23 protein-coding genes are annotated in these 26755 nt (G+C 44.5%); 11 read left to right on the forward strand and 12 right to left on the reverse strand.

What is annotated here, in order from left to right; genetic code table 11:
• Window positions 1-95: 95 nt before the first annotated feature.
• Window positions 96-1106, forward strand: coding sequence for a recombinase RecA (gene recA / locus U0033_RS21915; RefSeq protein WP_072365814.1), 1011 nt, complete (start codon window positions 96-98; stop codon window positions 1104-1106).
• Between the two features lie 212 nt (window positions 1107-1318).
• Here recA and U0033_RS21920 read toward each other — a convergent pair whose 3' ends face one another.
• From U0033_RS21920 to rlmD, 7 genes are all read right to left on the reverse strand, one after another.
• Entirely contained in the window at window positions 1319-2302 is a 984-nt protein-coding gene (locus tag U0033_RS21920) for a M28 family peptidase (protein ID WP_072365812.1), read from the reverse strand.
• Between the two features lie 27 nt (window positions 2303-2329).
• Entirely contained in the window at window positions 2330-3826 is a 1497-nt protein-coding gene (gene cysS, locus U0033_RS21925) for a cysteine--tRNA ligase (protein WP_072365810.1), read from the reverse strand.
• A gap of 76 nt (window positions 3827-3902) precedes the next feature.
• Window positions 3903-4967 (reverse strand): endonuclease/exonuclease/phosphatase family protein, encoded by a 1065-nt coding sequence (locus U0033_RS21930; RefSeq protein WP_072365809.1) that lies wholly within the window; start codon window positions 4965-4967, stop codon window positions 3903-3905.
• 104 nt (window positions 4968-5071) lie between these two features.
• Window positions 5072-6136, reverse strand: a complete 1065-nt coding sequence (locus U0033_RS21935; RefSeq protein ID WP_177318742.1) for an endonuclease/exonuclease/phosphatase family protein — start codon at window positions 6134-6136, stop codon at window positions 5072-5074.
• Window positions 6137-6228: 92 nt separating this feature from the next.
• Window positions 6229-6975 carry a rhomboid family intramembrane serine protease gene (locus U0033_RS21940; RefSeq protein WP_072365805.1) on the reverse strand — a complete coding sequence of 249 codons (747 nt, stop codon included), beginning with the start codon at window positions 6973-6975 and terminating at the stop codon, window positions 6229-6231.
• Window positions 6976-7010: 35 nt separating this feature from the next.
• Window positions 7011-7781, reverse strand: coding sequence for a rhomboid family intramembrane serine protease (locus tag U0033_RS21945; protein WP_177318741.1), 771 nt, complete (start codon window positions 7779-7781; stop codon window positions 7011-7013).
• Between the two features lie 70 nt (window positions 7782-7851).
• The gene (gene rlmD, locus U0033_RS21950; RefSeq protein WP_072365801.1) at window positions 7852-9255 is read right to left on the reverse strand and encodes a 23S rRNA (uracil(1939)-C(5))-methyltransferase RlmD; all 1404 of its coding nucleotides are present in this window, start codon (window positions 9253-9255) and stop codon (window positions 7852-7854) included.
• A gap of 101 nt (window positions 9256-9356) precedes the next feature.
• Here rlmD and U0033_RS21955 point away from each other — a divergent pair, with 101 nt between their 5' ends.
• From U0033_RS21955 to U0033_RS21970, 4 genes are all read left to right on the forward strand, one after another.
• Window positions 9357-10766, forward strand: coding sequence for a TlpA family protein disulfide reductase (locus tag U0033_RS21955; RefSeq protein WP_177318740.1), 1410 nt, complete (start codon window positions 9357-9359; stop codon window positions 10764-10766).
• Between the two features lie 311 nt (window positions 10767-11077).
• Window positions 11078-11770, forward strand: coding sequence for a porin family protein (locus tag U0033_RS21960; RefSeq protein WP_072365799.1), 693 nt, complete (start codon window positions 11078-11080; stop codon window positions 11768-11770).
• Between the two features lie 113 nt (window positions 11771-11883).
• Window positions 11884-12492, forward strand: coding sequence for a porin family protein (locus tag U0033_RS21965; protein ID WP_072365798.1), 609 nt, complete (start codon window positions 11884-11886; stop codon window positions 12490-12492).
• A gap of 126 nt (window positions 12493-12618) precedes the next feature.
• Complete coding sequence (locus U0033_RS21970) at window positions 12619-13314, forward strand: porin family protein (protein ID WP_072365797.1); 696 nt, start codon at window positions 12619-12621, stop codon at window positions 13312-13314.
• A 252-nt stretch (window positions 13315-13566) separates the two neighbouring features.
• Here the strand turns inward: U0033_RS21970 and metF are convergent, their stop codons facing one another.
• Window positions 13567-14520, reverse strand: a complete 954-nt coding sequence (gene metF, locus U0033_RS21975; protein WP_072365796.1) for a methylenetetrahydrofolate reductase [NAD(P)H] — start codon at window positions 14518-14520, stop codon at window positions 13567-13569.
• Between the two features lie 189 nt (window positions 14521-14709).
• Between metF and lptB the strand changes: the two genes are divergently transcribed.
• The 3 genes from lptB to fabG are packed head-to-tail and all read left to right on the forward strand — an operon-like array spanning window position 14710 to window position 17815.
• Window positions 14710-15474, forward strand: a complete 765-nt coding sequence (lptB, locus tag U0033_RS21980) for an LPS export ABC transporter ATP-binding protein (RefSeq protein ID WP_072365794.1) — start codon at window positions 14710-14712, stop codon at window positions 15472-15474.
• 30 nt (window positions 15475-15504) lie between these two features.
• Complete coding sequence (locus U0033_RS21985) at window positions 15505-17037, forward strand: GH3 auxin-responsive promoter family protein (RefSeq protein ID WP_072365793.1); 1533 nt, start codon at window positions 15505-15507, stop codon at window positions 17035-17037.
• A gap of 28 nt (window positions 17038-17065) precedes the next feature.
• A complete protein-coding gene (gene fabG / locus U0033_RS21990; protein ID WP_072365791.1) occupies window positions 17066-17815 on the forward strand; it encodes a 3-oxoacyl-[acyl-carrier-protein] reductase in 750 nt (249 codons plus the stop codon).
• Between the two features lie 139 nt (window positions 17816-17954).
• Here fabG and U0033_RS21995 read toward each other — a convergent pair whose 3' ends face one another.
• Window positions 17955-18833 (reverse strand): SMP-30/gluconolactonase/LRE family protein, encoded by an 879-nt coding sequence (locus tag U0033_RS21995; RefSeq protein ID WP_072365790.1) that lies wholly within the window; start codon window positions 18831-18833, stop codon window positions 17955-17957.
• A 114-nt stretch (window positions 18834-18947) separates the two neighbouring features.
• Here U0033_RS21995 and U0033_RS22000 point away from each other — a divergent pair, with 114 nt between their 5' ends.
• From U0033_RS22000 to U0033_RS22010, 3 genes are all read left to right on the forward strand, one after another.
• Entirely contained in the window at window positions 18948-20375 is a 1428-nt protein-coding gene (locus U0033_RS22000) for a hypothetical protein (RefSeq protein WP_072365789.1), read from the forward strand.
• A 49-nt stretch (window positions 20376-20424) separates the two neighbouring features.
• Complete coding sequence (locus U0033_RS22005; RefSeq protein ID WP_072365787.1) at window positions 20425-21477, forward strand: nucleoid-associated protein; 1053 nt, start codon at window positions 20425-20427, stop codon at window positions 21475-21477.
• Window positions 21478-21718: 241 nt separating this feature from the next.
• Window positions 21719-23266, forward strand: a complete 1548-nt coding sequence (locus U0033_RS22010) for an IS5 family transposase (protein ID WP_322518427.1) — start codon at window positions 21719-21721, stop codon at window positions 23264-23266.
• A 132-nt stretch (window positions 23267-23398) separates the two neighbouring features.
• Here the strand turns inward: U0033_RS22010 and U0033_RS22015 are convergent, their stop codons facing one another.
• From U0033_RS22015 to U0033_RS22025, 3 genes are all read right to left on the reverse strand, one after another.
• Window positions 23399-24838, reverse strand: coding sequence for a PSP1 domain-containing protein (locus U0033_RS22015; RefSeq protein WP_072362745.1), 1440 nt, complete (start codon window positions 24836-24838; stop codon window positions 23399-23401).
• Between the two features lie 143 nt (window positions 24839-24981).
• Window positions 24982-26121 (reverse strand): DNA polymerase III subunit, encoded by a 1140-nt coding sequence (locus tag U0033_RS22020; RefSeq protein WP_072362746.1) that lies wholly within the window; start codon window positions 26119-26121, stop codon window positions 24982-24984.
• Between the two features lie 97 nt (window positions 26122-26218).
• On the reverse strand, window positions 26219-26746 hold the full coding sequence (locus U0033_RS22025) for a glutathione peroxidase (protein ID WP_072362747.1): 528 nt from the start codon (window positions 26744-26746) through the stop codon (window positions 26219-26221).
• Window positions 26747-26755 lie beyond the last annotated feature (9 nt).

Here is a 26755-nt window from a genome sequence, read left to right on the forward strand (position 1 = left end):
ATTTAGCAAAGTGGATAAAATGCTAAAAATTTTAGGAAAATAGAAATTAATATAATAATTTAGCACACCATTAAATTTGTAAAAATCTTACTAATATGTCTACAGCAAATGCAGATAAACTCAAGGCCCTGCGCCTTACGATGGACAAGATCGAGAAGGACTTCGGAAAGGGTTCTGTGATGATGATGGGAGAGAAGGGAACTGTTCCGATGGAGGTTATCTCCACAGGTTCTCTGGGACTTGACATTGCGTTAGGTATTGGTGGTTTCCCCAAAGGAAGGATCATTGAAATTTATGGTCCGGAATCTTCCGGTAAAACGACAGTTGCTATACATACGATCGCAGAAGCTCAGAAAAAGGGTGGTATTTGTGCGATCATTGATGCGGAACACGCATTTGACAGTTCTTATGCTCAGCGACTGGGTGTAGATGTCGATTCACTGCTGATTTCACAGCCAGACCATGGTGAGCAGGCGCTGGAAATTGCTGACCGTCTGATCCTCTCCGGAGCGGTAGATGTGGTGGTAATTGACTCCGTAGCGGCCCTGGTACCAAAGGGTGAACTGGAAGGTGAGATGGGTGAAAGCAAGATGGGTTTACAGGCACGTTTGATGTCTCAGGCGCTGCGTAAACTGACTGCTACAATTTCAAAGACTAATTGCTGCTGTATATTTATTAACCAGCTGCGTGAAAAGATAGGCGTGATGTTTGGAAACCCGGAAACCACAACGGGTGGTAACGCGCTTAAGTTCTATGCCTCTGTACGTCTGGATATACGCCGTATGAGCCAGATTAAGGATGGTGATGAGGCTGTAGGTAACCGCGTGAAAGTAAAAGTGGTTAAAAACAAGGTTGCACCTCCCTTCCGCCAGGCTGAGTTCGATATCATCTTCGGAAATGGTATTTCCAAGATGGGTGAAATTATCGATATGGGTGTTGAATATGGCATTATCCAGAAAAGCGGCAGCTGGTTCAGTTATGAAACAAACAAGCTGGGCCAGGGCCGCGATGCCGTGAAGACGTTGTTGGGCGATAATCCTGAAGTAGCTGCTGAAATTGAAGGAAAGATCAAGGCGAAGTTAGCTGAGCAGGCTGCACAGGCTTAATTAAGAGTTGTTTTAGTTTTAGATATATTAAAGCTTAGAAATAAGCATTGGGTTAGTTAGTATTAACGTAATGTCCCTGCCTTTTTTAAGGCGGGGATTTTTTATTAAAAGGATTATGATCCAGGGGTAAACAAAAACGCTTCCACCTTTCGGAAGAAGCGTTTTTGAAAAAGAATAAATGCAATGAATATAATTAATGCAATCAATGCAGATTAAAATTCGAAAGGCTGTTTATAAATCACTTCCAGCAGTGTTTGACCTACTACCTGTAAGGTTCTTTTATCAATCACCTGCATGTTATCATTCGTCGTATGCCAGTGTGGTGCAAAGTTTCCACTGGCCTGCATTGCAATCACATCAAATGTAGGGATCATCGCAATCGTATTGATATACACATGATCATCAGTGATAGCAGCACCTGTATTTTCATAACGGAAGTAATCAGAATAACCCAGTCTGTTCGCCACATCCCAGAACATTTTCATCGGACCATAAGCATATTGCTGTGACCCGGCTTCCATATAGAACTGAGAACCACGGGCACCTACCATATCCAGCAGGATACCATAGTTCGCCTTATAGCCTTTTACATGTGGGTTTCTTGCCCAATACTGTGTACCCAGGCAGTAGCTGTTTTCATCTTCACTTACACCACTGTCTTCCACGTCTTCCAGCAGGATATCGATGCCCGCAGCAGGATGCTGTGCATGCAGCTGACGTGCTACTTCCAGCAATACACCTACACCGCTTGCACCATCATCAGCACCATCAAACTGTTTGGTTTTATCAAACGCATCCTGATCAGCATGTGGCCTGGTGTCCCAGTGTGTGAGCAGCAGGATACGCTGTGCAGCATCAGGATTGAAGGTAGCGATCACGTTGATACAGGGAACGGATTTGCCACCCGGAATAGTGACATTGGTACGCTGTACATACAGGGTATCGGCCAGTGGTTTGAACTGGGCGATGAGCCATTCTGCACAGGTGTTCTGTACTGGTGTAGCAGGAATGCGCGGACCAAATGATACCTGTTTGTCAGTGTATGCATAAGCGCTATCTGCGTTGAATACGGGAACATTCACATTGACCTGCCTGGCTGTAGCAGTAGTGTCAGTTGTCTGAGCTGGTTTGGTATCCGAATGACAGGCAGCAGCACAGAAGGCTACACCTGTTAAAATGCCAATCAATTTACGCATATGAAACGAGAACATTTTATGATCATCTTACTGGATAGTGTAGCTCACGCTACCATCCTTTTCGTCTTTTAACTGAATACCGGCAGCCAGCAGTTGGTTACGAATCCTGTCAGAAGCAGCATAGTCCTTACGGCTCTTTGCTTCTTTACGCATCTCGATAATCAGTTGCATTACGCCATCCAGTGTATTGTTATCAGAAGCCAGGTTTTCGGGCTCCAGGGCAAGGATGTCGATCAGCCAGGTTTTCCAGGTCTTTTTGATCAGCTGGAAGGTATCTTCACTGATTTCATGCATTTTGATCTGTCCTCCTTTGAGAGAGTTGATCACAGGAGTGATCTCGAACAGGTTGGCCAATACTTTGGCAGTATTGATATCGTCGTTCATGAAGTCCTGGCATTCTTCGCACCAGGTACGAACCTGTTTGTCCAGGTCTTTGTTCAGTGCACCTTCGGTTTTGGTGTATTCCAGTTTCTGCAGCACATCGTAGGCCGCCCATAGTCGTTGTAAGCCTTTTTCGGCAGCCTGCAGTGCTTCGTTGGAGAAGTCAAGCGTACTCCGATAGTGTGTCTGCAATATGAAGAAGCGCACGGTCATTGGGCTGTACGGTTTTTCCAGCTGATGGTTATCGCCGGAGAACAGTTCAGTGAGGCGGATCGTGTTGTTGTACGCCTTACCCATTTTACGACCGTCTATAGTAATCATGTTATTATGCATCCAGTAGCGGGCCATCAGCTCACCATGAGCGATTTCGCTTTGTGCGATTTCACACTCGTGGTGAGGGAACTGCAGGTCCATACCACCACCGTGGATGTCGAATTGCGTACCCAGGTACTTGCTGCTCATGGCAGAACATTCGATATGCCATCCCGGGAAACCTTCTCCCCATGGGCTAGGCCAGTGCATCAGGTGCTCAGGGGGTGCATTTTTCCACAGGGCAAAGTCTACCTTATTCCGCTTTTCATCCTGGTTTTCCAGCTCGCGGGTGGTTTCCAGCATATCTTCGAGCACACGGCCACTGAGGATACCATAGTCGTGGGTAGCTGCATATTTCTTGACGTCAAAATATACGGAACCATTCACTTCGTAGGCATAGCCCTTTTCGATGATGGTTTTGATCATTTCGATCTGTTCAATGATATGACCGGTAGCGGTAGGCTCTATACTTGGCTCCAGTGTGTTGAATTCACGGAAGGCCCAGTGGAACAGATTTGTATATTTTTGAACCAGCTCCATTGGCTCCAGCTTTTCCAGCTGTGCCTTTTTGCTGATTTTATCTTCGGCTTCGCGGCCTTCTTCCTCAAAGTGGCCGGCATCGGTAATGTTCCTCACATAACGAACCTTGTAGCCGAGATGTTGCAGGTACCTGTATACCACGTCAAAGGTGATGTAAGGGCGTGCGTGTCCCAGGTGAGACTCTCCTGATACAGTCGGACCACACACATACATACCAACATGACCAGGATACAATGGGGTAAATACTTCCTTTTGTCGCTTTAGCGAGTTGTATACTTTAAGCTCAGACATATCAGTTTAATTCGGATTGCAAAGATAGTTATTGTTTCGTCAGGGTAATGATAGTCTCCGGCACCAGTCATCCAAATTATTTTGCATGGGTTGCACGCAGGGAAAAATTGGCGATAACGGGATAATGATCCGAGAGATCAGAGTTGATTTTACGGTAAGAATTGACTGTCAGTGATTTATCGAAGAAAATGTAATCGATCCGCAGGGTAGGGGCCAGTCCTGCAAAGGTACGGCCTATGCCGCTGCCCTTCTGGAGGAAGGCGTCCTGTAAGGAGCCACGGATGGTAAAATAGGTATAAGAGGCAGGTGTATCGTTGAAATCCCCGCATACAATTGTGCGGTAAGGACTGGTTTTGATAAAATCAGCTACGACTCTTGCCTGGCGTGCACGGCCTACATAGGCATCCTTCATTTTCTCAATAATGTTGCGGGTAGCAACGAGCCCGCTATCCTGCTGGTTTTTGATCTTCTGGATATTATGGTAATCCCGCTGATCAAAGCGATAGGAGGCCAGGTGCATATTGATGATCCGGATGGTATCGTCATCCTTCACGATGTCTGCATAGATCAGGCTTTCACTGCGGGGGCCTGTGGACATCTTGATCTTGTCCGACTTGATGATCGGGTACCTGGAGTAGATAATAGATCCCCAGTGCTGCATACCAGCCCGGTTAAAGTCGCTGGAAAAGTAGCGGTAGGGCAGGTGCATTTCGTGGGAAATATCTTCCCGGTTATTAAAGTCATTTTTCTTTTCTGAAGTATAGAAATCCTGGAAGCATACTACGTCGAGCTCCTGCTTTTTGATCAGGGCAAACATGGCCTGGCGGGTATACTTGCTGTCTTTCTCCCTGTACAATCCAAACTGTGATACGTTGTAGCTCATGACGCTAAGGCTGCCGGGAGGAGCTTCTGGTTGTGCAGAAGGAAAGTTGAATGCGATGAAAGCGGAGATGGACTTCCAGCCGATTACAATGGCCAGCAGGGACAGCAGGCAGTATTTATAATCGAAGAGTAGCCAGCAGATGAAGAAGAGAATTAAGACCAGTAATAGTATTGGAAATAATAATGTAAAGAAGCTGATAGGCCACCACTGATCAGGAGATACAAAAGGGGCCAGACATGCTACCAGAAAGAATAGCACGATAATAATGTTGACCGTTAGAAAAAAACCTTTCGTAAATAACCGCAGAAATCTCAACTCCTAATCGCTTTTGCGAATAAAGATAATTGAAACGATCAACTTTGTTATAGGGATAAGCTTGCCATTATTGGAAAATGTTCAAAACCCTTGTGGGGAAAGGAGCTGAAGCCATTAACATGAAAAGGTGATTGTGTAAGTATGTAGTCAATGCGTAGTGTGGGTGCAAGAAAAGAAAGTGTTCTGCCAATGCCCCAGCCTTGTTGCAGGAATGCATCCTGCATATCGGGGGAGATTTTATTGTAGGTATAAGATACGGGTGTATCATTGAAATCTCCGCAAACGATGGCTGGGTAAGGGCTTTCTTTGATCAGTGCGGCTAGCTGTTCTGCCTGTACGGCGCGTTTGCCAAAGGTATTTTTCATCCTGGCTGCAAGACCTATGGCTTGTGTGGCTTCACCTTGTAATGCGGCATAGTCCTTATGACGGAGCATGTAAGATTGCAGCTGTGCAGTAAAGACGCGAATAGTATGTTCTTTTATTTTTATATCTGCCTGGAGAATGCTGCTGCCGCTACCTACCTCGCTATGGCCGCAGGGAATGTTGCAGGACGATAGGATAGGGTATTTAGAGAATAATACGATTCCATATTGCCAGGTGTTCCACTTTGTTTTATCGCGGGTAAAATAGCGATAAGGATAATGCAGTTTCTCCTGAATAGCACCCAGGTGATCTGTATGATCGGGGGCGCTGTTGGTATAGAACTCCTGTATGCATAGGATGTCTGGTGCAGCGGATTGCAGGGTATTGTAAATAGAAGTCTGGAGTGCGGGATCTTCCGTATAATTTTTCAATCCCATGCTGCTGCTGTTGAAGGACATGATGGTAAAGTCTCCGCTTTGTGAGTTGGCAGCATTACCGGCAGGATGGTGACCAAAGGTGAGGAGCAGTGCCCTGCAGGAGAGCAGAACGGCGCCCAGTGAAAGGCCCCAGTAGGGTTTCTTTTGTATGAGCCAGTAGATCAGGTAAACCAGGTTAATGACTAGTACGATGGGGAAGAATAATCCGGCGAAGCCGCTCAGCCACCATTTACCCGGGTTAAGGTAAGGGAGCCAGCAGGAAAGGATCAGGGATAATGCGACGAGACTCGTGAAGATGAATGCTTTTGACACTGTACAGGGGTTTCCATAAAAATAATGAAATACTCCATAAAGCAAAAACGCTCCTGTCATTGACAGAAGCGTTTTCACATATCAGTACTTTATTAATTTCCTTTCGGATGGAAGAGGTGTGTAATGGTATATAACATCTTATTGAATCCTGCTCCCCAATCGTTACCTTTTTTCCATGCATTCATGAAGAGCAATCCAAACAATGCTCCACCAATCACAGCAGGCAGATAGGTAAGGTCATTATGAGAAAACAGGTGTGCGCATACTGCCATGATCATGTACAATATGGTGATGATCCACATCGGAATACCTCCACTCAGTTGCTGGAAAATGCGCACGTTTGGAGCAAGCAGCAGGGCTGCAACAGCCAGTGCCATAATGCCTGCTGTGGAACCGTAGTAGTTAGCAAAAAACTGTGTGAGGTGGAAAGCTGGTATCAACTGCATGCCAAGCATATAAAACAGGTTGCCTATGATACCGCCAAAAAGATATAAGGGAAGGATAATACCTGGTCCTGCCTTGCGTTGGAGGATGGAGCCAAATGCCCACAGCCAGACCATATTACCAAATACTAACCAAACGCTTTCATGAATGAAGAGGGAAGTGATCATTGTCCATGGTAAGCGGGCCAGTCTGCTGAAACTGGCGGGTAATATTATGTTATTCATCACATCCAGGTTGAAGCGGATGGTTGAATTACCTTCAATATTATAAATTACCTGGGTAAAAAATAGCAGGATAAATACTGTCAGGTTCACCAGTATCAACTGGGTGACCATGTTCTTTCCTTCTCCCAGAGAGAGGATTGGCATTGGTTCTCCTTTTTCGACTACGTCCATTGACCTAAACTTTAGGGCTCAAAGGTACGATCCATTTATTTAAAATGGTGCCGCCCCTTCCTGTGCCAGTTCCGGAGCAGGAGATAGCTGATCAGTACTCCCCCCAGGTGGGCAAAATGTGCCACATTATCCCCCGGTACGTTCTGGATGCCCACGATCAGTTCTGCCAGGATGAGGAAACCGACGATATATTTTGATTTGATAGGAATGTAGATGTAAACATAGCTATTTGGAAAGAGGTAGCCGAAGGCGAAAAGCAGTCCGAACACTGCCCCTGAAGCACCCAGGAAAGCCATGTCGCGGTTAGCGATCTGGAATCCGCGCAGGAACATTTTAGCGAATTCCATTTTAGCAGGGGTATCCGGGAAGCTCAGTTCTTCATTATAAGCGTTGACGAGATCGTAATGTGTAGATATGATGCGGAAGTTATCGTAACTCGGGTTAGCGAGGTAAGTATTTACTTCGGTGGTGAGGCGGATATTTTCGTAGGTAATTACTCCCATGTAGCACAGGGCGGCTCCCAATCCGCAGATGAGGTAGAACCTGAGAAAGCGTTTATGGCCCCAGAGGTGTTCGAGTGCTGCCCCGAAGATCCAAAGCGTGATCATGTTGAGTGCCAGGTGCCAGAACGAAGCATGCATAAAGAGGTGAGTCAGCAACTGGTGTGGCTTGAACAGTGGCGAACGCCAGTAATGGAATGCAAAGAGATCTGTCAGAATGTGGTTCTCCGACGGATTCTGAATCTCTCCCATTGTTAACTGTAAAAGGAATACCAGCCCGTTGATGATCATTAGAATCTTAATCACCAGAGGCAATATGTCAAATCTACGGGGCCTAAACTCACTCATTATGATTTCCGGTTCTGATTATTACTAATTACCTTTTTTCCAGCAATACCACGTTCTCAATGTGATGTGTGTGAGGGAACATATCTACCGGCTGGATTTTTTTCACAGCATACATTTGGTCCAGCAGTGCCAGGTCCCGGGCCTGGGTAGCTGGGTTACAGCTTACATATACGATACGGGGGGCTGCAATTTCGAGTAGTTTGTTCACTAGTTTTTCGTGCATACCGGCCCTGGGTGGGTCAGTGATGATAACATCCGGTTGCCCATGTTGGGCAAAAAATGCATCGGTGCAAATGTCTACTACGTCGCCAGCGAAGAATTGAGCATTGTTTACGCCATTGCGGGCTGCATTCTCTTTCGCATCATCTATCGCCTCCTTAATCAGTTCGATCCCTACTACTTTTCCTGCTTGTCTTGACACAAAAATGCCGATACTACCTGTTCCACAATATAGATCATAAACAATTTCTGTTCCTGTTAATCCTGCAAATTCCCTTGTTACCTGGTAGAGGACTTCACCTTGTGAAGTATTGGTCTGGAAAAAGGACTTAGGGCCTATTTTGAAGGTAAAGTCTTCCAGTTTTTCTTCGGCGTATCCTTTACCAAAGTACACTTTTGGCTCCAGGTCGAAGATGCTGTCGTTCAACTTGGGGTTGATAGTGTAGAGAATGGTGGTAATTCCGGGTACGGTAGCCAGCAGGTGGTCCAGCAGGGCTTCGCGGTCTTTTTTGTTTTCGTGTTGAATCACGAGATTGACCATGACTTCGCCGGTAGTGAGGATACGGACCATGAGGTTACGCAGCCAGCCTACCTGGGCGCGGATATCGTAGAAGGAAAGGTTGTGTTCGAGTGCATAAGCTCTTACTGTGTTACGGATTGCATTGACAGGTTCTGCCATCAGGTAGCAGGTGTGGATGTCAAGCACTTTGTCGAAGAGCTTGGGAACGTGGAATCCGAGGGCGTTCTGCCTTGGAATGGTACCGTCTTCGGCAATCGCTTCAGATGGCATCCAGGCTTTGTTGCTGAATGTGAATTCCAGTTTGTTGCGGTATTGTGTAACGTGTTTCGAGCCGAGGATGGGCTGCATGTCAGGAAGTTCCAGTTTTCCTATGCGGGTCAGGTTGTCGTTCACCTGTTGTTGTTTATAGGAGAGCTGTTTGTCATAAGGCAGCATTTGCCATTTACAGCCGCCGCAGGTACCGAAGTGTTCGCAAAAGGGTGTCACACGGTCAGCTGCGTAGCTATGAAAGTGGATGGCACGGCCTTCGGCCCAGTCTTTTTTGCTTTTTCCCAGGCGAACGTCTACTACGTCGCCAGGTACTACGCCACCTTCAATGAAGATTACTTTGCCGTCTATGCGGGCCAGTGCTTTCCCTTCAGCAGCATAAGTGCTGACAGGAACTTTTTCCAGAATTACGTTTTTTTTCCTCACGGGTGCAAAGGTAGGATTTTCATAGAGTAATGTAGGTGGGAATGGCGGTCGTATTTTTCAAATTCCTAATTCTTGGCTACATTTACATCAACCGATGTCCTATGCATAAACTTATGATAATACTGGCGTTTGTTTGCTCAGCAATCCAGCTCCAGGCACAGAATGGCTACAAGATCACCGTACAGATGAAACAGTACAAAGGTGGTATAATGTACCTGGCCCAGTATATGGGCAAAAAAACATATATGGCTGATTCCGCCATGCTGAATGAACAGGGAGTCGCTGTGCTCCAGGGAAAAGAGGCCTTACCGGGCGGCATTTACCTGGTCGTATTCCCCGGTAAAACACGGTATTTTGAAATGCTGCTGGACAGCAAGCAGGAAAATTTCTCCGTTTCTGCTGATACTTCAGACCTGATCAATAAGCTTGTTTATAAGAACTCCCCTGAGAATGAACTTTTCGTGGAGTACAATAAATTCCTGTCTAAAGATGTGGGAACCCTGAATAAAGAGGTGCAGGCACTGATGGCAAAGCACACCACAGCAGATACAGCCAGTGCCCGGAAAGTTCAGGCAGAACTGGGTAAAAAATTGCAGGCCTACCGGAATGATGTGATCAGTAAAAATCCACAAAGTCTGCTCTCCAGTATCTTCAAAATGATGAAAGATCCTGAGGTGCCGCCAAGACCGGCAGATGCTGATTCTACCTTTGAGTACCGTTATTTCAGAAACCATTACTGGGATAATACCAATCTTAGTGACGGACGACTGGCCCGTACGCCTGTACTGGAAGATAAACTGAGCAGATTCTTCACCCAGCTGGTGCCACTGGATCCTGATTCCATCAATGTGGCTGCAGATGAACTGATCGAAAAAACACGCAAGGATAAAGAGAACTTCAAATTCGTGGTATGGTGGCTGACCTCTACCTACGAAACCTCACCTTACATGGGGATGGATGCTGTGTTCGTGCACCTTGTTGAGAAGTATTATGTAGCGGGTGATGCTTACTGGCTGAATGATGAACAATTGAATAAGGTGATTTCACGTGCTTATTCCATCGCCCCTAACCTGATTGGCCAACAGGCGCCACCACTGGAAGTAAAGGATAGCGCCATGAAACCAGTTTCACTGTATACAACCAAAGGAAAGTTTACTGTACTGGTATTCTGGGATCCTACCTGTGGTCACTGTAAGATAGAGGTTCCTAAACTGGATTCAGCCTACAATGCCAGCTGGAAAAACAAGGGTGTAACCATGATTGGTTTTAAGACAGAAGGTACGAAAGAACAGTGGGCACAATTCATTCATGATAACCACCTGAATGGATGGATTCATGCATGGGATCCTGATGCACAATCTAACTACAGACGGCTATACGACGTGTATAGCACACCGATAGTGTACCTGCTGGATGAGAAAAAGAAAATTGTTGCAAAAAGATTGGGTGTGGAGCAGTTGAATGAAATCATCGAACGGTTTGACAACAAAGGGAAGACAGCGAAACAGTAATCTTTCCACGGGTGTGTAACAGATCGTACAGGTTGTACACAGTGCATAAAGAATTGAGTAGTTTTTATTCTCTAAATAAATGATCCCGTATATGGTTTGCCTGTATTTACAGGCAAACCATATACGGGATTTCTTTTTGGAACAACCTGATGAAACTGATTGAAAAACTGAGTACACAATCAATGTGAGTAAATATTAAATGACTATATAATTAATGTTGTAACTCTTTTATTATCAGATGCATGCGTTTGCTGCTTTCTGCTTTGGCATAGTCTTTGGCAATGACTAGTCGTAATCAAACATTCTAGGTTATGACAAAGAAGATGATCCTTTCGTTTGCAACCCTTGCAATTTTTTCAGCGAGCGCGATGGCGCAGGTACGTGTAGGTGTTAAAGGTGGCTGGAACCTTTCTACAATTACTGTTGACAATAGTGGTGGTGTTGATAAAGACAAATCACTATCAGGTTTTAATATCGGTTTAATCGCAGATATGCCATTAGTACCGAGAGTATTGTCCTTCCAGCCAGGTGTGTTCTACACGACCAAAGGTGCGAAACTGAAATCAAGCAGTAGTAGCGATGCCGTGCAGTACAAGTATACAACCAACCCTTCTTACATTGAAGTTCCCCTGAACTTTATTGGTAAAGTACCGGTAGGACCTGGTGCCAGTCTCTTTGCGGGTGTAGGTCCATACTTTGCATTCGGTGTAGCTGGTAAGAACAAGGCTTACACTACTGTTGGCGGAGTAACTACGACTTCAGAATCTAACATCAAATGGGATGATGATACCCCGTTCAACAATGAAGATCCTAACCGGGGCTTCGACAAGTACAAACGTTTTGACTGGGGTGGTAACCTTCAGGTAGGTGCAGAGATCAGCAATTTTATTATTTCTGCACAGTATGGACTTGGCTTTAACAAGATCAATTCCGGTGGAAACGATGGTAGCAACGACAAGAGCAAGAATCGTGTGTTTAGTGTAAACGTTGGTTACCTGTTTTAAAGTAAAACAAACCAGGGCGTAAACAGGCAACGTCTATAATTAAAACAACAGCTATGAACATGTATAGCATCCAACAACGCCTGTAGGGTGCTATACTGATAAAATTTCCTATAATGAAAAAAGTACTTTTAGCAGTAGCCGGTCTTCTGATTGCCGGTGTATCTTTTGGACAGACAAAATGGGGCATCGTTGCAGGTCCTCAGTTTTCAAGTTACACTACCAAGGGTGATAATGTAAGCAAACAAACCAGTGATCTCTTTACAAATGTGAGAGCTGGTATCACTGTAGACATTCCGCTGGCAGAAGAATTTTATATCGGAACCGGGCTGCTATACTCAGGCAAGGGTGGTAAGGACAACGGTGTGAAAACCAACTTATCTTACTTGCAGGTGCCGGTAAATTTCCTCTTTAAGCCTGAAGTAGGTACAGGTAAACTGAACCTGGGCGTAGGTCCATACTTTGCATACGGAATAGCTGGCAAGCATAAAAGTACCGTAGGCAATGCTGAAGTATCTGTAAAAGCGTTTGACGACGAGGCAGGGCCAGGTAAACTAAAAAAGTTTGATGCCGGTATGGGTATCGTGGCTGGTTATGAACTGCCAGTTGGACTTTACCTGGGCCTGAATGCTGATTTAGGTCTGATAAATGCATTTGACAATACAGACAATGGCCGCGCCTGGCACAATACTTCCTTCGGTGTATCAGTAGGATACAAATTTTAGTGGCAAGCAATATTTTATAACAGGGCTGAGCTCCTTCCCAGGAACTCAGCCCTGTTTCTTTTGTTAACGAGTTATTAATGCCTCAATTCCCACATATTCATTATCTTAGGCACTATAAACCCCTATATGTCTGAGCAGTCCATTACCCGTACTTATATTCTATTTCTGCTGTTTGTTATTTTGATACCTGGCCAATTGAAGGGACAAGTTAGTTTGGGCTTGAATGTAGGTATCAATCAGTCCTGGATGCAGTTCCAGGATCCGGCAGGCCATTCTGGTAAAGGCAATAAACCGCTTACAAGATTTAATGCCGAGTTGCAGGTGGTAGTACCACTGGTTGAAAGATTATACCTGGTACCGGGTGTCCGGTATATCACCAAGGGTACAAATCTGACTGCCGGCGTAGATGGCGAATATACCCGTCGCCTGGAAGTGCGTTACCTGGAAATACCGCTTAATCTCACTTATAAAGTGCCTGTATCATTTGGCTGGCTCACGATTGGAGCGGGGCCATATGCTGCTTATGGTCTGAATGGAAATAACCGCATGCAGGTCTATAATGCAGGAAACATAGTCAGCACCACGAATTATGAGGTGGGTTTCAGCAGCAATCCGAACAAGGGAATCTATCCCGGCACCCGGTTAAATCGCTGGGATGTAGGCGCGCAGGCCACTGTGGGAATTGAGTTTAACAGCCTGCTGACCCTGGGTTTGCACTATAGCAGGGGAATCCGGAACCTGGATCTTTCCGGCAACAGTATCATCCGTACGAACAGTGTGGGTGTGAGCCTGGGGGTATTGCTTAGCAGGGAGGATTATTAGCCATAATAGTAATACAGACTATATAGAACAAAGGTGTATCCTGACAGGGTGCACCTTTTTTTTATTTGGTGTAGGGGTATTTTGAATGAACCGCGTCTTACTTGTAAACTATTTTGACATAGGACAAAACAAAAAGTGTGACAGTTATTCGGACATGCCACTACGTTTCCACGTAATGGCATTTTTATTTAAAAAGAAAACCCACTTATACCAGTGGGTAAAAGTGGGTTGTATATGAGAGAAGAAGTGTGATTATACCACAGCTTCTACTACTTTTCTGATCACTTCGGGCTTGCCCAGGGTATAATAGTGTAATACCGGTACACCGAATTCTTTTAATTCTTTCGACTGCTGAATCAGCCATTCGGCACCTACCAGCTCTACATCTTTATCCGTCTTACATTTCAGGATTTCATTGGCCAGATCATTTGGAATATCTACATGGAAGGCTCTTGGCAAAACAGTGAGCTGCTTACGGGTAGTCATTGGTTTCAGGCCTGGAATGATGGGAACGGTAATTCCCATTTCACGACATTTTTTGACAAAGTCGAAGAATTTCTGGTTATCAAAAAACATCTGGGTAATGATATAATCAGCGCCATTTTCTACTTTCCGCTTCAGGTAACTCATATCTGTGGCGAGATTGGGTGCCTCGAAGTGTTTTTCTGGGTAACCGGCTACGCCTATGCAGAATTTAGTTTTTACGCCACCCTGCAGGTCTTCTTCCAGGTACATACCATTGTTCATGTTCACTACCTGGTGCAGTAGTTCGTCTGCATAGCGGTGCCCATGTGGTTCTGGTTCAAAGGAGGATTCATTTTTGGGTGCATCTCCACGCAGTACCAGTACATTGTCTACACCGAGGAAGTTGAGGTCGATGAGGGCATTTTCCGTCTCTTCACGGCTAAAGCCACCACAGATCAGGTGAGGAACAGCATCTACATTATAATGGTTCATTACGGCGGCGCAAATGGCGACGGTACCGGGTCTTTTACGGATTTCCACCTTTTCGAAGCTGCCGTCAGACCTTTTTTTGAACATGTGCTCACTTCTGTGATAGGTAACGTTGATAAATGCAGGTTTGAATGTCATCAGGGGGTCCAGATGATCATATATTGACTCTATGCTCTTTCCTTTTAGTGGGGGAAGAATTTCGAAAGAGATCAGCGTATCCTTTGCCTGTGCGATATGTTCTGTTACTTTCATAGCAAGTGGGCTTATTAAATATATGAAGCCAAACAAAAATAATGTATCTCTTAGAATTATCATCTAATAATTATCGAATAGTCCGAATATTTACAAACCTTTGTGCGAGATTCGTAGATAAAAGCACAGGGCAGAATTACCCGGCATTGAAAGCTGAAGTAAATGCTTATTTTTGCTAAGTTTCAACATATGGCATTAAAAATACATACAGATAAACTGGTAAAGCGCTACGGTCAGCGAACTGTGGCCAATGAGGTTTCTGTAGAGGTAACTCAGGGAGAGATCGTTGGATTGCTGGGCCCGAATGGTGCCGGTAAGACGACTACATTTTACATGGTAGTAGGCCTGATCAAGCCGGACGACGGACAGGTATTTCTGGACGAAGTAAATATCACCAAGCTACCTATGTACAAGCGGGCCAAGATGGGGATTGGTTATCTTCCCCAGGAGGCATCTGTGTTCCGTAAGTTGAGTGTGGAAGACAATATCGCTGCGGTATTGGAGATGACTAATCTGAAGAGGGCTGAACAGAAAGAGAAGCTGGAGAGTCTGCTGGAAGAGTTTCGTCTTACCCATGTGCGTAAGAGCCCGGGGGATGTATTGAGTGGTGGTGAGCGCAGACGTACAGAAATTGCCCGTGCACTGGCGGTAGATCCCAAATTTATATTACTGGATGAACCATTTGCAGGTATTGACCCTATTGCTGTAGAAGACATCCAATCTATCGTAGCCCGCCTAAAATATAAGAACATTGGTATCCTGATCACTGACCACAACGTGCAGGAGACATTGTCTATTACTGACCGCGCATATCTGCTGTTTGAAGGGAAAATATTGAAAGCCGGAACCGCCGAAGAATTAGCTGCAGATGAACAGGTTAGGAAAGTGTATCTTGGACAGAATTTTATTTTACGTCGTAAAAATTACCTGGACGAAGCAGCTAAGAAACAATAACTACAACTACTCCGTTCCTACCATCCTATTATGAGAATATTAAGTCCTGCAATATCACAACTGGCGCGTTTGCGCATGGGGCGCATAGAGTATTTTATGCAGTATCCCCTGCAGGTGCAGCAGCAGGTATTCCAAAACCTACTTAGTGCCGCTCAGTATACTGAGTTTGGTAAGCAATATGGATTCTCCCAGATCTATAAGATTGAAGAGTTTAAACAAAGGGTACCTATTCACAATTACGATACCCTGAAACCATATATACAGCGTACCATGGAAGGCCAGCAAAACATTCTGTGGAATACACCCATTAAATGGTTTGCCAAATCCAGCGGTACCACTGCCGATAAGAGCAAGTTCATTCCTGTATCTGTAGAAAGCCTGGATGAATGTCACTATCGGGCAGGTCGCGATGTACTTTCTCTATATTATAATAATTATCCTGAGTCCAGGTTACTTACCGGCAAGTCGCTTGTAATCGGTGGCAGTCACCAGGTGAACAAACTGTCTGCGGACAGTGATTCATACTTTGGTGACCTGAGTGCGGTGATGCTTCAGAACATGCCATTCTATGGCAATATGATCCGCACGCCGGATCTGTCTATTGCCCTGATGGATGAGTGGGAGGAGAAGATAGAGCGTATGGCCAATACAGTGATCCATGAGAATGTTACTTCTATAGCAGGGGTGCCAACCTGGACCATGGTATTGATCAAAAGGATCTTTGAAATCACCGGGAAGGATAACCTGGCGGACATCTGGCCGAACCTTGAACTGTATATGCATGGTGGGGTAAGTTTTACACCGTACCGTGAGCAGTTTAAAAAGCTGATCCGCAAGCCGGATATGTTCTACCTGGAGACCTACAATGCATCGGAAGGGTTCTTTGCTGCACAGGATGTGATTGGACAGGAGGGCCTGTTATTGTTCCTGAACCATGGGATCTTCTATGAGTTTATGCCGATGGAGGAAGTAGGAAAAGAAAATCCACAGACATTACAACTGAACGAAGTGGAGCCTGGTAAAAACTATGCCCTGGTGATCAGTACCAATGGTGGCTTATGGCGCTATATGGTAGGTGATACTGTGCAGTTTACCTCTTTGTCTCCATTCCGTGTGAAGGTGAGTGGCCGTACCAAATCCTTTATTAATGCATTTGGAGAAGAACTGATTGTTGAGAATTCAGATAAGGCGATAGCCCAGGCATGTGAGGCAACCGGTGCCATCGTAAATGATTATACGGCGGCTCCCATTTATTTTAGCGAAGGCGAAGCAGGTGGTCATGAATGGTTACTTGATTTCGAAGTGATGCCGGATAGCGTGGATCACTTTATCGATGTACTGGATCAGACACTGAAATCTATCAATTCCGACTACGAGGCAAAGCGTCACAAAGATATGGCGCTGCGCAGACCTGTATTGCATGTGTTGCCGAAAGGTACTTTCACGGAATGGTTGAAGAGCAAAGGCAAACTGGGCGGTCAGCACAAAGTGCCAAGGTTGAACAATGACCGTCAGCATGTTGAGGAAATCTTGAAATTCACTGGTATCACTGGTGTGATATAATTGGGAAACCATTAACTAATACGTCTATATGAAATTACTGGAAAACAAAGTAGCTATCGTCACCGGGGCCAGCCGTGGTATTGGAGAAGCTATCGCTATCAAATTTGCAGAAGAGGGTGCAAATGTAGCTTTCACTTACCTGAGCTCTGATGAAAAAGCCAAAGCGCTTGAACAGAAGCTGCAAGGTATGGGAGTAAAGGCGAAAGCCTATAAATCCAACGCCGGTGTTTACGAGGAGTGCGAAACGTTGATCGCTGATGTACTGAAAGAGTTTGGCGCTATCGATATTTGTGTGAACAATGCGGGTATTTCGAAAGATAACCTGCTGTTGCGTATGAGTCCTGATCAGTGGGATGATGTAATGGACATCAACCTGAAGAGCGTATATAACATGACTAAACATGTGATCCGCCCGATGATGAAGGCTAGGTCTGGTTCTATCATTAATATGAGTTCTATTATCGGTATCAAGGGTAATGCTGGTCAGAGTAGCTATGCTGCTTCTAAGGCTGGTATTATTGGTTTTACCAAGTCAATTGCACAGGAGCTGGGTAGCCGTAATATCCGTGTAAATGCGGTGGCACCTGGTTTCGTGGAAACTGATATGACACACTACCTGAAAGAAGGTACCGGTGCGCAGGCTTACATTGAGAAAATTCCGTTGGGTCGATTTGGTAGCCCTGAGGATATTGCAAACGTAACATTGTTCCTGGCTTCTAACCTGAGCGCATATGTGACAGGTCAGACAATCAGTACTTGTGGTGGTTTGAATACCTAATTCGGATCTATATAATTGAAAAGGGGCTGTCACAAAACTTTGGGACAGCCCCTTTTTATTCGGGTTTCCTTGGAGTAAAATCTTTTTTAAGCGATTCTCAGGAGCTTCATTTTACTTTCTGTACAACCGCTTTTGTGTTTTAGTATTTTTTACCCGGCGTTGCTACGCGGAAGGTTTCTACACATTTGCGATCCTGCAATGTAACGAAGACTGTTTTGCCATCCGGGCCTCCGAATGTGAGATTGCTGCATTGCTTGCCTTTCAGTGGAATTTCCCTGATGGTTTTGCCGGCAGGAGATAATACCCAGATCACGCCTTTACCCCAGCGGGCTACATACAGGTTACCTGCTTTATCGCACTTCATACCATCGAAACCAAAGTCAGGTACTTCTGCAAAGAGTTGTTTGTTACCCAGGTTGCCGTCTTTGTCAACATCGAACTTCCAGATCCTGCGTTGAACGCTTTCGTTCACATAGAGTGTTTTTTCATCAGGGCTCAGTTCTATACCATTGGTTGTACCCATGTTGGATTCCAGCAGTATTGCCCTGCCTCCCTTATCTATGCGCCAGATCTGACCTGTAGATTGTTTCCAGTTAGGATCTGAAGCATAGATCTGGTCCTTCTTATTTATGCAAAGATCATTCGGCTGATTGAACTGGTCATTGTGCACATATACGCTAACTTTCCTGGTCTTTGGATCTACCTGGAGTACATTGTGATTAATGAAGTCAGGCAGGAACATCTGGCCTTTGCTGTTGTAATGAATGCCATTACCTACACTGCTATCCGGCAGGGTAACGAAAACTTCTCCACTACCAGTTTTTGTATTGATTTTACCGATGGTACCATCCTTCTCAAAGTTGACTACATAGAGATAGCCAGACTTATCGTAATGAGGTCCTTCGATGTTCACGGAGAACATTTGTTCTTTGGTAAGATCCTTTGTCTTGTACAAATCCTGGCTTTTTAGCTGTGCTGCTGCGGAGAGACCTAGCAATAAACAGATAAGTTGTTTCATGATAGAAAGATTGACGTTGAGGTATTAAGATAGTCAAATTTGTGCCGGCAGGCAAGGGGGATATAAAAATGCCGGGATCAAAATATTACATTTGTAATATTATAAATCTTGTTTATGTTTCGTCCTGTACTTATGGCAAGCTTACTTTGGCTTGCATTTATTATGCCTGCCTGTGATTCTTTATCCACTACTGCTGCCAGTCAGGATAGTACGGCGAAGATAGCTGCCCCGCCTACATTTGTTGAGTTTTTAAATGGGTTACAAGTTATAAGTTTACCCTATTCTTCAGAAGAATGGCCGCCCATTCCGGAGGGAGTTAAGATACCTGATATTCCTGCTTTTTATAACTTTAAGAATGCTGCCAGGCTTTCTCCTGTTAATGGCTATACGCCGGTGCTGTACCGTGGTTTGATGGCGGAGGGGAAACGTCTTATTTACCTGATCACTTACGATGCTGCCGGTAAAGAGCGTTCCCGCCTGCAACTGAGAGGAGAGGGGTATATAGATAAAGCGAGTCCTGCTTATGATGAGCATTACAAGGAAGCATATTTGTATCCGGAGATCGGGAGAGATTCATTGATTGAATTGAAGTGTATTTACCTGTTTAAAGAGAAAGGGCATGTTAATGTAGAAAAGAAAGCATGTTTCTTCTACCATATTACTCCCGATGGGATGATTACAGCAATACCGCGAGATACTATTTCACTGCAGGCATTTGCAGCAGCATTCCCGGTAAAGGAAATGCCTTTCCAGGGGAATACTGTGCAACTGAAAGGATTGAAGCTGATATCCAGGTTGACACCTTATTTTAACTACGGAGAAGTATATGTGGATTCAGTATATGCGTATGGTAAACTGGACCTGGATGGCTTGCCCACCACCTTGTTATTTGGCAGAGACGCATTAGAAGAAGAGGGTGGCGCAGATGCACAGGTAGATCTCATTACGTATAATGAGAAAGGAGAAATGGCAGGCAACCTGATGATCATCGGGGGAAATGGTATAGAAGGCGGAACCGATAAAACCGGGAATGTAAGAATAGACAGGGAGGGGAATATCAGGTTGAATGAAAAGCATTCCCTGATTCTGGATAATGAGGCGGAATTTACTGAGAATGTAGAGATGCAGTATGCGATACAAGCATCTGGCAGTATAGTTCCTGTCGAGGCGACAATAATTACCATCACGGGATCCGTATTCAGAAAGGATATGTTGCTGAAGCAGTTCAATGGTAATAACTTTGATTACGTGGTATCGGAAATACCCAGTCCGGAGCGGCTTCGCTTAAATATGCATTTTTTTCAGAAAGGGAATGAGTGTTTGATGGAGCTGTATACTACTAAGGGAAATGGAAAGGTGCTGGACCGGCATCCGGTTTATACTAGTCTGAAGAAAGTAAAATATGAAGAGGCTGCCAGTAAGAATAAGGAAGAAGAAGACGGATATGTTGTTGAGAAAAGAGGTCATTATACCAAAGATGTGGTGATCAAATTGCCGGGGAAGGAAGTGCATGTAGATGCTGATGGCAGGTTTGTGAAATAGAGAATATCCCTCACCCATCAATGGGTTTATTTTCATTATTTTCGCTGGCATGATACATGTTTCTGAATTTAAAGACCTGGAGTTGCTATCGATTCACAAGGTTGGCAACGCCTCTCAGGAAGAGTCCTTGATCTGCTCCCAGGAGCCTTTGCAATTACAGGATGAGACCATCAGTCAGCTATTGTTGAGTTATTTCATTCAGCCTTTTACAAATGCGGCGGAGTACTTCCGCTTTTATCACGAGGCGGAGCTTCAATTAAATGAAATTTTTCAATATTGCCGTCGTATATTTGAGAATCGGGACAATTTTCATGAGCAATCTGTTAATATAGCAAAGCATTTATATAAGCATTCCACACATCCTAAAATCAAGGGGGGAGAGTTATATATCGCTTACTTCAGTAAGTGTCAGGTGGATGGAGAGGATGTAGAAGCCATTGGTATATTTAAATCAGAAACCAGAGATACCTATTTGAAAGTATACTTGTCTAATGAAAGCTACCAGGTAAATTACGACGATGGTATTAATATCAACAAGCTCGATAAAGGCTGCCTCATATTTAATACAGAAGAAGAAGAAGGGTATAAAGTCAGTATAATAGATAGTATCAGCAAACAGAATGAGGCTGTATACTGGAAAGATGCTTTCCTGCAGGTACAAAGAAGGGAAGATAATTATCACCAGACGGAGCTGGCGGTGAATATGTGCAAGCAGTTCATCAGCGAAAAGCTACCCAGTGAGTACGAAATGAGCAGGATAGATCAGGTAGATCTGCTCAACAAATCAGCAGCTTATTTTAAAGAGAAAGAGCAATTCCAGATGGACGATTTTGCTCAGGAGGTATTAGGACATGCGGACGCCATTGAATCATTCAGGGAGTACAGAGATCAATATCAAAAGGATTATAAGCAGGAGATACCGGACGAATTTGATATATCAGCACCAGCCTTTAAGAAACAGCAGAAGGTATTTAAGAGCATTCTAAAACTGGATAAGAATTTTCATATATACATACACGGGAACAGGGAATTGATTGAACGGGGTTTTGATGAAGCCTCGAATATGTATTACTATAAACTTTTGTTTGAAAATGAAAGTTAAAATGCCGTAACAAAACGCGGTACAAGTCGTCTAACATTACACCGATCGGTTATAAATTTTTCATAAGCAAAAACCAATTATTAATAAAGGCTGCTCTTTTGGGCGGCCTTTTGGTATTGATAGATATTAACTAGGGTCTGCTGATATAGTAATAAAACATTGTTAATCAATATGATGTGGCTTGTTTTTTGCTGTAGAAGTGTTTGTATATTGAAAGATTCATCTTCAAAATCATGCAGCAATGATACGTTACACTCCTGCAAAACAGTTAACCTTAGAAGGATTTTCAACTCCTTTTTCGCAGCAATTATCCACTACAAACCGATGGGTTATACTAGCTGCAAAGATTCCGTGGGACAAACTGGCGGACGTGTATTATAAAAAAATGCGGGCAGATTTCGGTGCTCCAACATTGAGTGCCCGGATGGTAATAGGTGCAGTGATCATCAAACATATACTTAACATAGATGATCGGGAGGTAGTAGAGCAGATCACGGAAAATATATATCTGCAATATTTTGTAGGCTTAAGCAGTTTTCAACAGGAGGCTCCCTTTGATGCATCATTGATGGTCAGTATTAGAAAAAGATTAGGCATAGATGTGATGTCCAGATTGAATGAGATTATTTTGCAGGAAGCCGGACTAATCAAAGCGAATGAAGAGAAAACAGCGGATACCCGCAGTGAGGATGATCAGGATGGGAATGGTGGAAAGAGTAATAACAATGTCTTGAATGAGCATACAGAGAGCGTAAAAGGAAAGTCATCTGATGGGCTATCAGGAACAGTCATGTTAGATGCGACAGTGTCAGAGCAACAGATCGAATATCCAACAGATATCAAATTATTAAATGAGGGTCGCCGTCAATTGGAAAGGATGATAGAGCGGGGATGTCAGGTAGCAGAACTGGTGATGCCGCGCATGTATCGGAGAATAGCGAGGAAGCAATATTTGAACATTGCCAAAAAAAAGAACAAAAGCAAACGAGATATACGCAGAGGTATCCGACAGCAATTACAATATGTTAAACGAGATTTAAAGTACATCAACTGGCTGATAGAATCAGAAGCTAATTTCAAGGGGGTGCTGAAAATGAAAGACTGGAGGTTAATACGGGTGATCCAGGAAATGTATCGTCAGCAGGCAGAGATGTATAAGAATAGAGAGCATAAAATATCGGATCGGATTGTAAGTATCTATCAACCGCATGTACGTCCAATACCGAGAGGTAAAGACCGTGTATCAACTGAGTTTGGCAGCAAACAACTGGTGATGTTGAAAGATGGCTACACCCATATAGAAAAACTGAGCTGGGATAATTACAATGAAGGTTCATTGTTGACCGAAAGCCTTGAAACATATAAACGCTTGTTTGGGTGCTATCCAGAGCGTGTATTGGGAGATCAGTTGTTCGGCACACGTGAAAACAGACGATTCATGAGTGGAAAAGGGATCCGTTATGTGGGCAAGCCATTGGGTCGGCCCTCATCAAATAGTAAGGAGCAAAAGCGATTATTGCAAAAGGAGATGCCGGAACGAAATGCGATCGAAGGGAAGTTTGGACAGGGGAAAAATGCATATGGACTGGGCAAAATCAAGGCCCGCCTCAAGGATACAGCTGAGAGTTGGGTGATGTCTATATACTTTGTTATGAATCTGCTTAAACTGGCAGCAGGTTCTTTGTTGTCAGTACTGCAGATCTATTACTGGCTGGTAAAGGAGGGCTATTTGACCACAATGGGGAATAGATCCGATACACAATTTATATCCCGGTATCTGAGACATTAAGAAGGGTAAATCGATTCGGTGTAAAAATGAAAAATAACAGATCGGGAACTTATTCAGCAGACCCTAACTAGCAAAGGAGGAGATTGTTTAAAATAGAAAACGCTTCTGTTTTGAGCAGAAGCGTTTTCTATTTTATTTCTGTTGTTTTTGTTTGGGTTTCGGCGGCCTGTTTTGTGGTGGCTGCTGTCCTCCGCCACCTTGTTGTTGTGGCTTTGGCTGCGGTTTTGGCCCCTGTGGTTTGCCCTGACCTTGTTGCGGCTGCTGTTGCTGTTGTTTTGGCTGTTGCGGCTGCTGCGGTTTTGGTCCCTGTGGTTTAGCCTGTTGTTGCTGCGGCTGTTTAGGTTTCTGCTGTTGCTGCTGCGGTGGTGCCTGTTGTTTAGGCTTTTGCTGTTGAGCAGGTTGTTCAGCAGGTTTGGCACCTTGTTGCTGCTGTTTGTGTTTTTGTTTTTCCTTGTCTTTATGTTTGCGTTTCTGTGCAGTTTTTTCCAGTGAGCGGAGGCTGATCTGGCCTACTACATCTGCAAATCCAAGGTCTGCTTCTTTTGGTTTACCTGCTACGACTTCAACTGGTTTGAGGTCTTCAGGTCTGATGTTTTGCTTATTCAGGAGGCGTATTTCTTTTACGCGGCTGATGGTAAGCGGGTATTGCTTGTTGCTGTCGCCGTAGCTATACCACATCAGGTTTTTGAAGATATCTCTCTTCTGCAGGGTAGCAATGCCATTGGCTGTTTCAATGCTATCTGCATCTTCAGGGAAGTCTTTCAGTGCGTCGAGGTAAGTGTCAAGTTCATAGTTCAGGCAACATTTGAGACGGCCACACTGACCGGACAATTTAGCCTGATTGATGGAAAGGTTCTGGTAACGTGCAGCAGTGGTATTCACGCTCTTGAAGTCCGTGAGCCAGGTAGAGCAGCACAATTCGCGGCCACAGCTACCAATACCCCCTACTTTCCCGGCTTCCTGGCGGGCACCTATCTGGCGCATTTCCACCTTTACACGGAATTCTCCGGCGTAGAGTTTAATTAATTCACGGAAGTCAACACGGTCATCAGCGGTGTAGAAGAAGGTAGCTTTACGTCCATCGGCCTGAATTTCAACCTCGGCGAGTTTCATTTCGAGGCCTATACTGCGGGCTATTGCTCTTGCTTTGATGAGGGCATCTCTTTCGCGGGTTTTGTTTTCACCCATTCTGTGCAGATCTTCATTGCTGGCGCGACGCAATACTTTTTTTACTTCAGGGGTATCTTCTATCCTTCTTTTCTTCATTTGGAGCTTTACCAGTTCGCCGGTGAGGCTTACCTGGCCTACATCAAAACCACTCACTCCTTCTACTGTTACCATCTCTCCTTTATCCAGGAACTGTTTGGTTACGTTTCGGAAGAAATCTTTCCTACTTCCATTGTTGAAACTTACCTCTATAATATCAAATGGTGCTAAGCTATCACTTAAGGGAATATTGGCCAGCCAGTCAAAAACGTTTAATCGGTTACATCCACCCGTGCTACAACCTCCATTACTTTTGCATCCTGACGGCTTTCCCTCTGCACCTGTACCACATCCGGCACAAGCCATATTTATATATTTAAAAGAGTTAATTGATATGCATCCGGCATTGTACCGAACGCTTTAAAATACGTATTTCCCCTTATATATACAAAAGGGCGAAAGTAACAAAGGTAACGGAAAAAGTAATGTCCTGTCGTGTCAATATAGGTTTAACAGGCCGGGATGGGCTTATGTTTAAAAATGTACTGTAATTTGATACTGAGGGCGTGAAAAAGCAATTTGGCGTTGGCGTTGCGCTCAATGTAGTAGCTCGCATTGTCAAGTTCCTGCATAATGAGTTCCATTTGCTGGAGGTCAGCCAGTTTTTGCAGTTTGAAGGCAAAATCGGTTTCTTCTTCGGAAAAGGCCAGCTGGCTTCTATCTATATATTTCAGCCTGAGGGTGTGTTCCAGCAGGTTGATGAAGTAGCGGAGAAATTGCTTTTGGTTTTCCCGACCCATTTTGGCGCTGGCTATACCTTCTATCCATTCCTGGAGGGCCAGGCGGTTGTTGGTAAAGATATAGTTGAGCCAGTTGCGCAGCAGTTCATGATAGTCATCTTCTGAGTTTTGCAGCAGTGCAAGGGCTTCCCGGTAGTTGCCGGAGGCAATGGTAGCTGCCTGACGGGCTCTGGCTGCGGGAACATTGGCCCTTGTCATGAGTGCGTTTACCAGCACATCTTTAGGCAGCGGGTTTATTTTGATGAGGTGGGTGCGTGAGAGGATGGTAGCCAGGATCTGTTCCTGGTTCTCAGCTACCAGGATAAAAATGGTATTGTCTGGTGGCTCTTCGATCAGTTTCAGTAATCGGTTCCCTTCGTTGCCCAGGTATTCGGGCATCCACATGAGGAGGATCTTGTATTTGCTTTCGAAGCTTTTCAGGCTCAGTTTACGAATGATGTCCTGGCATTCGGTGGCAGTGATATTACCCTGTTTATTTTCTGCTCCTATAAATTGTAACCAGTCGTATGCATTGCCGTAAGGATGTTCGGCGATGAATTCACGCCATTCGCTGGCATAATCGGCACTTACGGGTTTATCGCCTGTTTTTTTAGGGATAACAGGGTAGGAGAAGTGAATATCGGGGTGAATATACTTTTCTGCTTTGATACAGGCAGGGCATTTACCACATGGGCCTTCCGGTTGTTTGTCTTCGCATACCAGGTACTGGGCGAGGGCAAGGCCAAGTGGCAGCCCACCGGCACCTTCCGGAGCCAGCAGGATCATGGCATGGCTGATGCGGTGTTTGGTGACAGCGCTGAGCAATTGAAGCTTGATGTCGTCCTGACCTATAATATTGGAGAAAAGCATGGGTGCAAATTAAAAGAATCATTGCGAAAAAAACGCCTATGCCTTTGGCATAAGCGTTTTTTTCGTTGCTGGCCTGCGGCAGGCTCAAAATTATTAACTAGTATTTTTTCTCGATTGCAGCCACTACCTCTGCTGAATTAGGTTGTGTTTTTGGAGAGAACACAGCTACCAGGTTTCCTTTTTCATCCAGCAGGTACTTCTGGAAGTTCCATTGTACTTCTGCGGGTTCGAAGTGTTTTTCCTTGCTTTGTTCCAGCAGCCATTTGTAGATTGGATGTATGTCTGCACCTTTTACAGAAATCTTGGCAGCCATTGGGAATGTAACTGCATATTTCTTTGTACAGAATTCCTGGATCTGCTGGTTGCTGCCTGGCTCCTGAGAACCGAAGTTGTTAGCAGGGAAGCCGATGATCACCAGGTTCTTTTTATACTTCTCATACAGTTTTTCCAGCTCTGCATATTGTGGTGTATTTCCACAGAGAGAAGCGGTGTTAACGATAAGGATTTTCTTGCCTTTGTAATCGGCAAAATTGATTTTACCACCATCTACGGCATCAACTTTAAAATCATAAATGGCGCTGCTTTTCATAAATATCAATAACGAGAGGAGCAATGTTTTTAACATACCTACAAA

The sequence above is a fragment of the Chitinophaga sancti genome (genome assembly GCF_034424315.1).
Taxonomy (GTDB): Bacteria; Bacteroidota; Bacteroidia; order Chitinophagales; family Chitinophagaceae; genus Chitinophaga; species Chitinophaga sancti.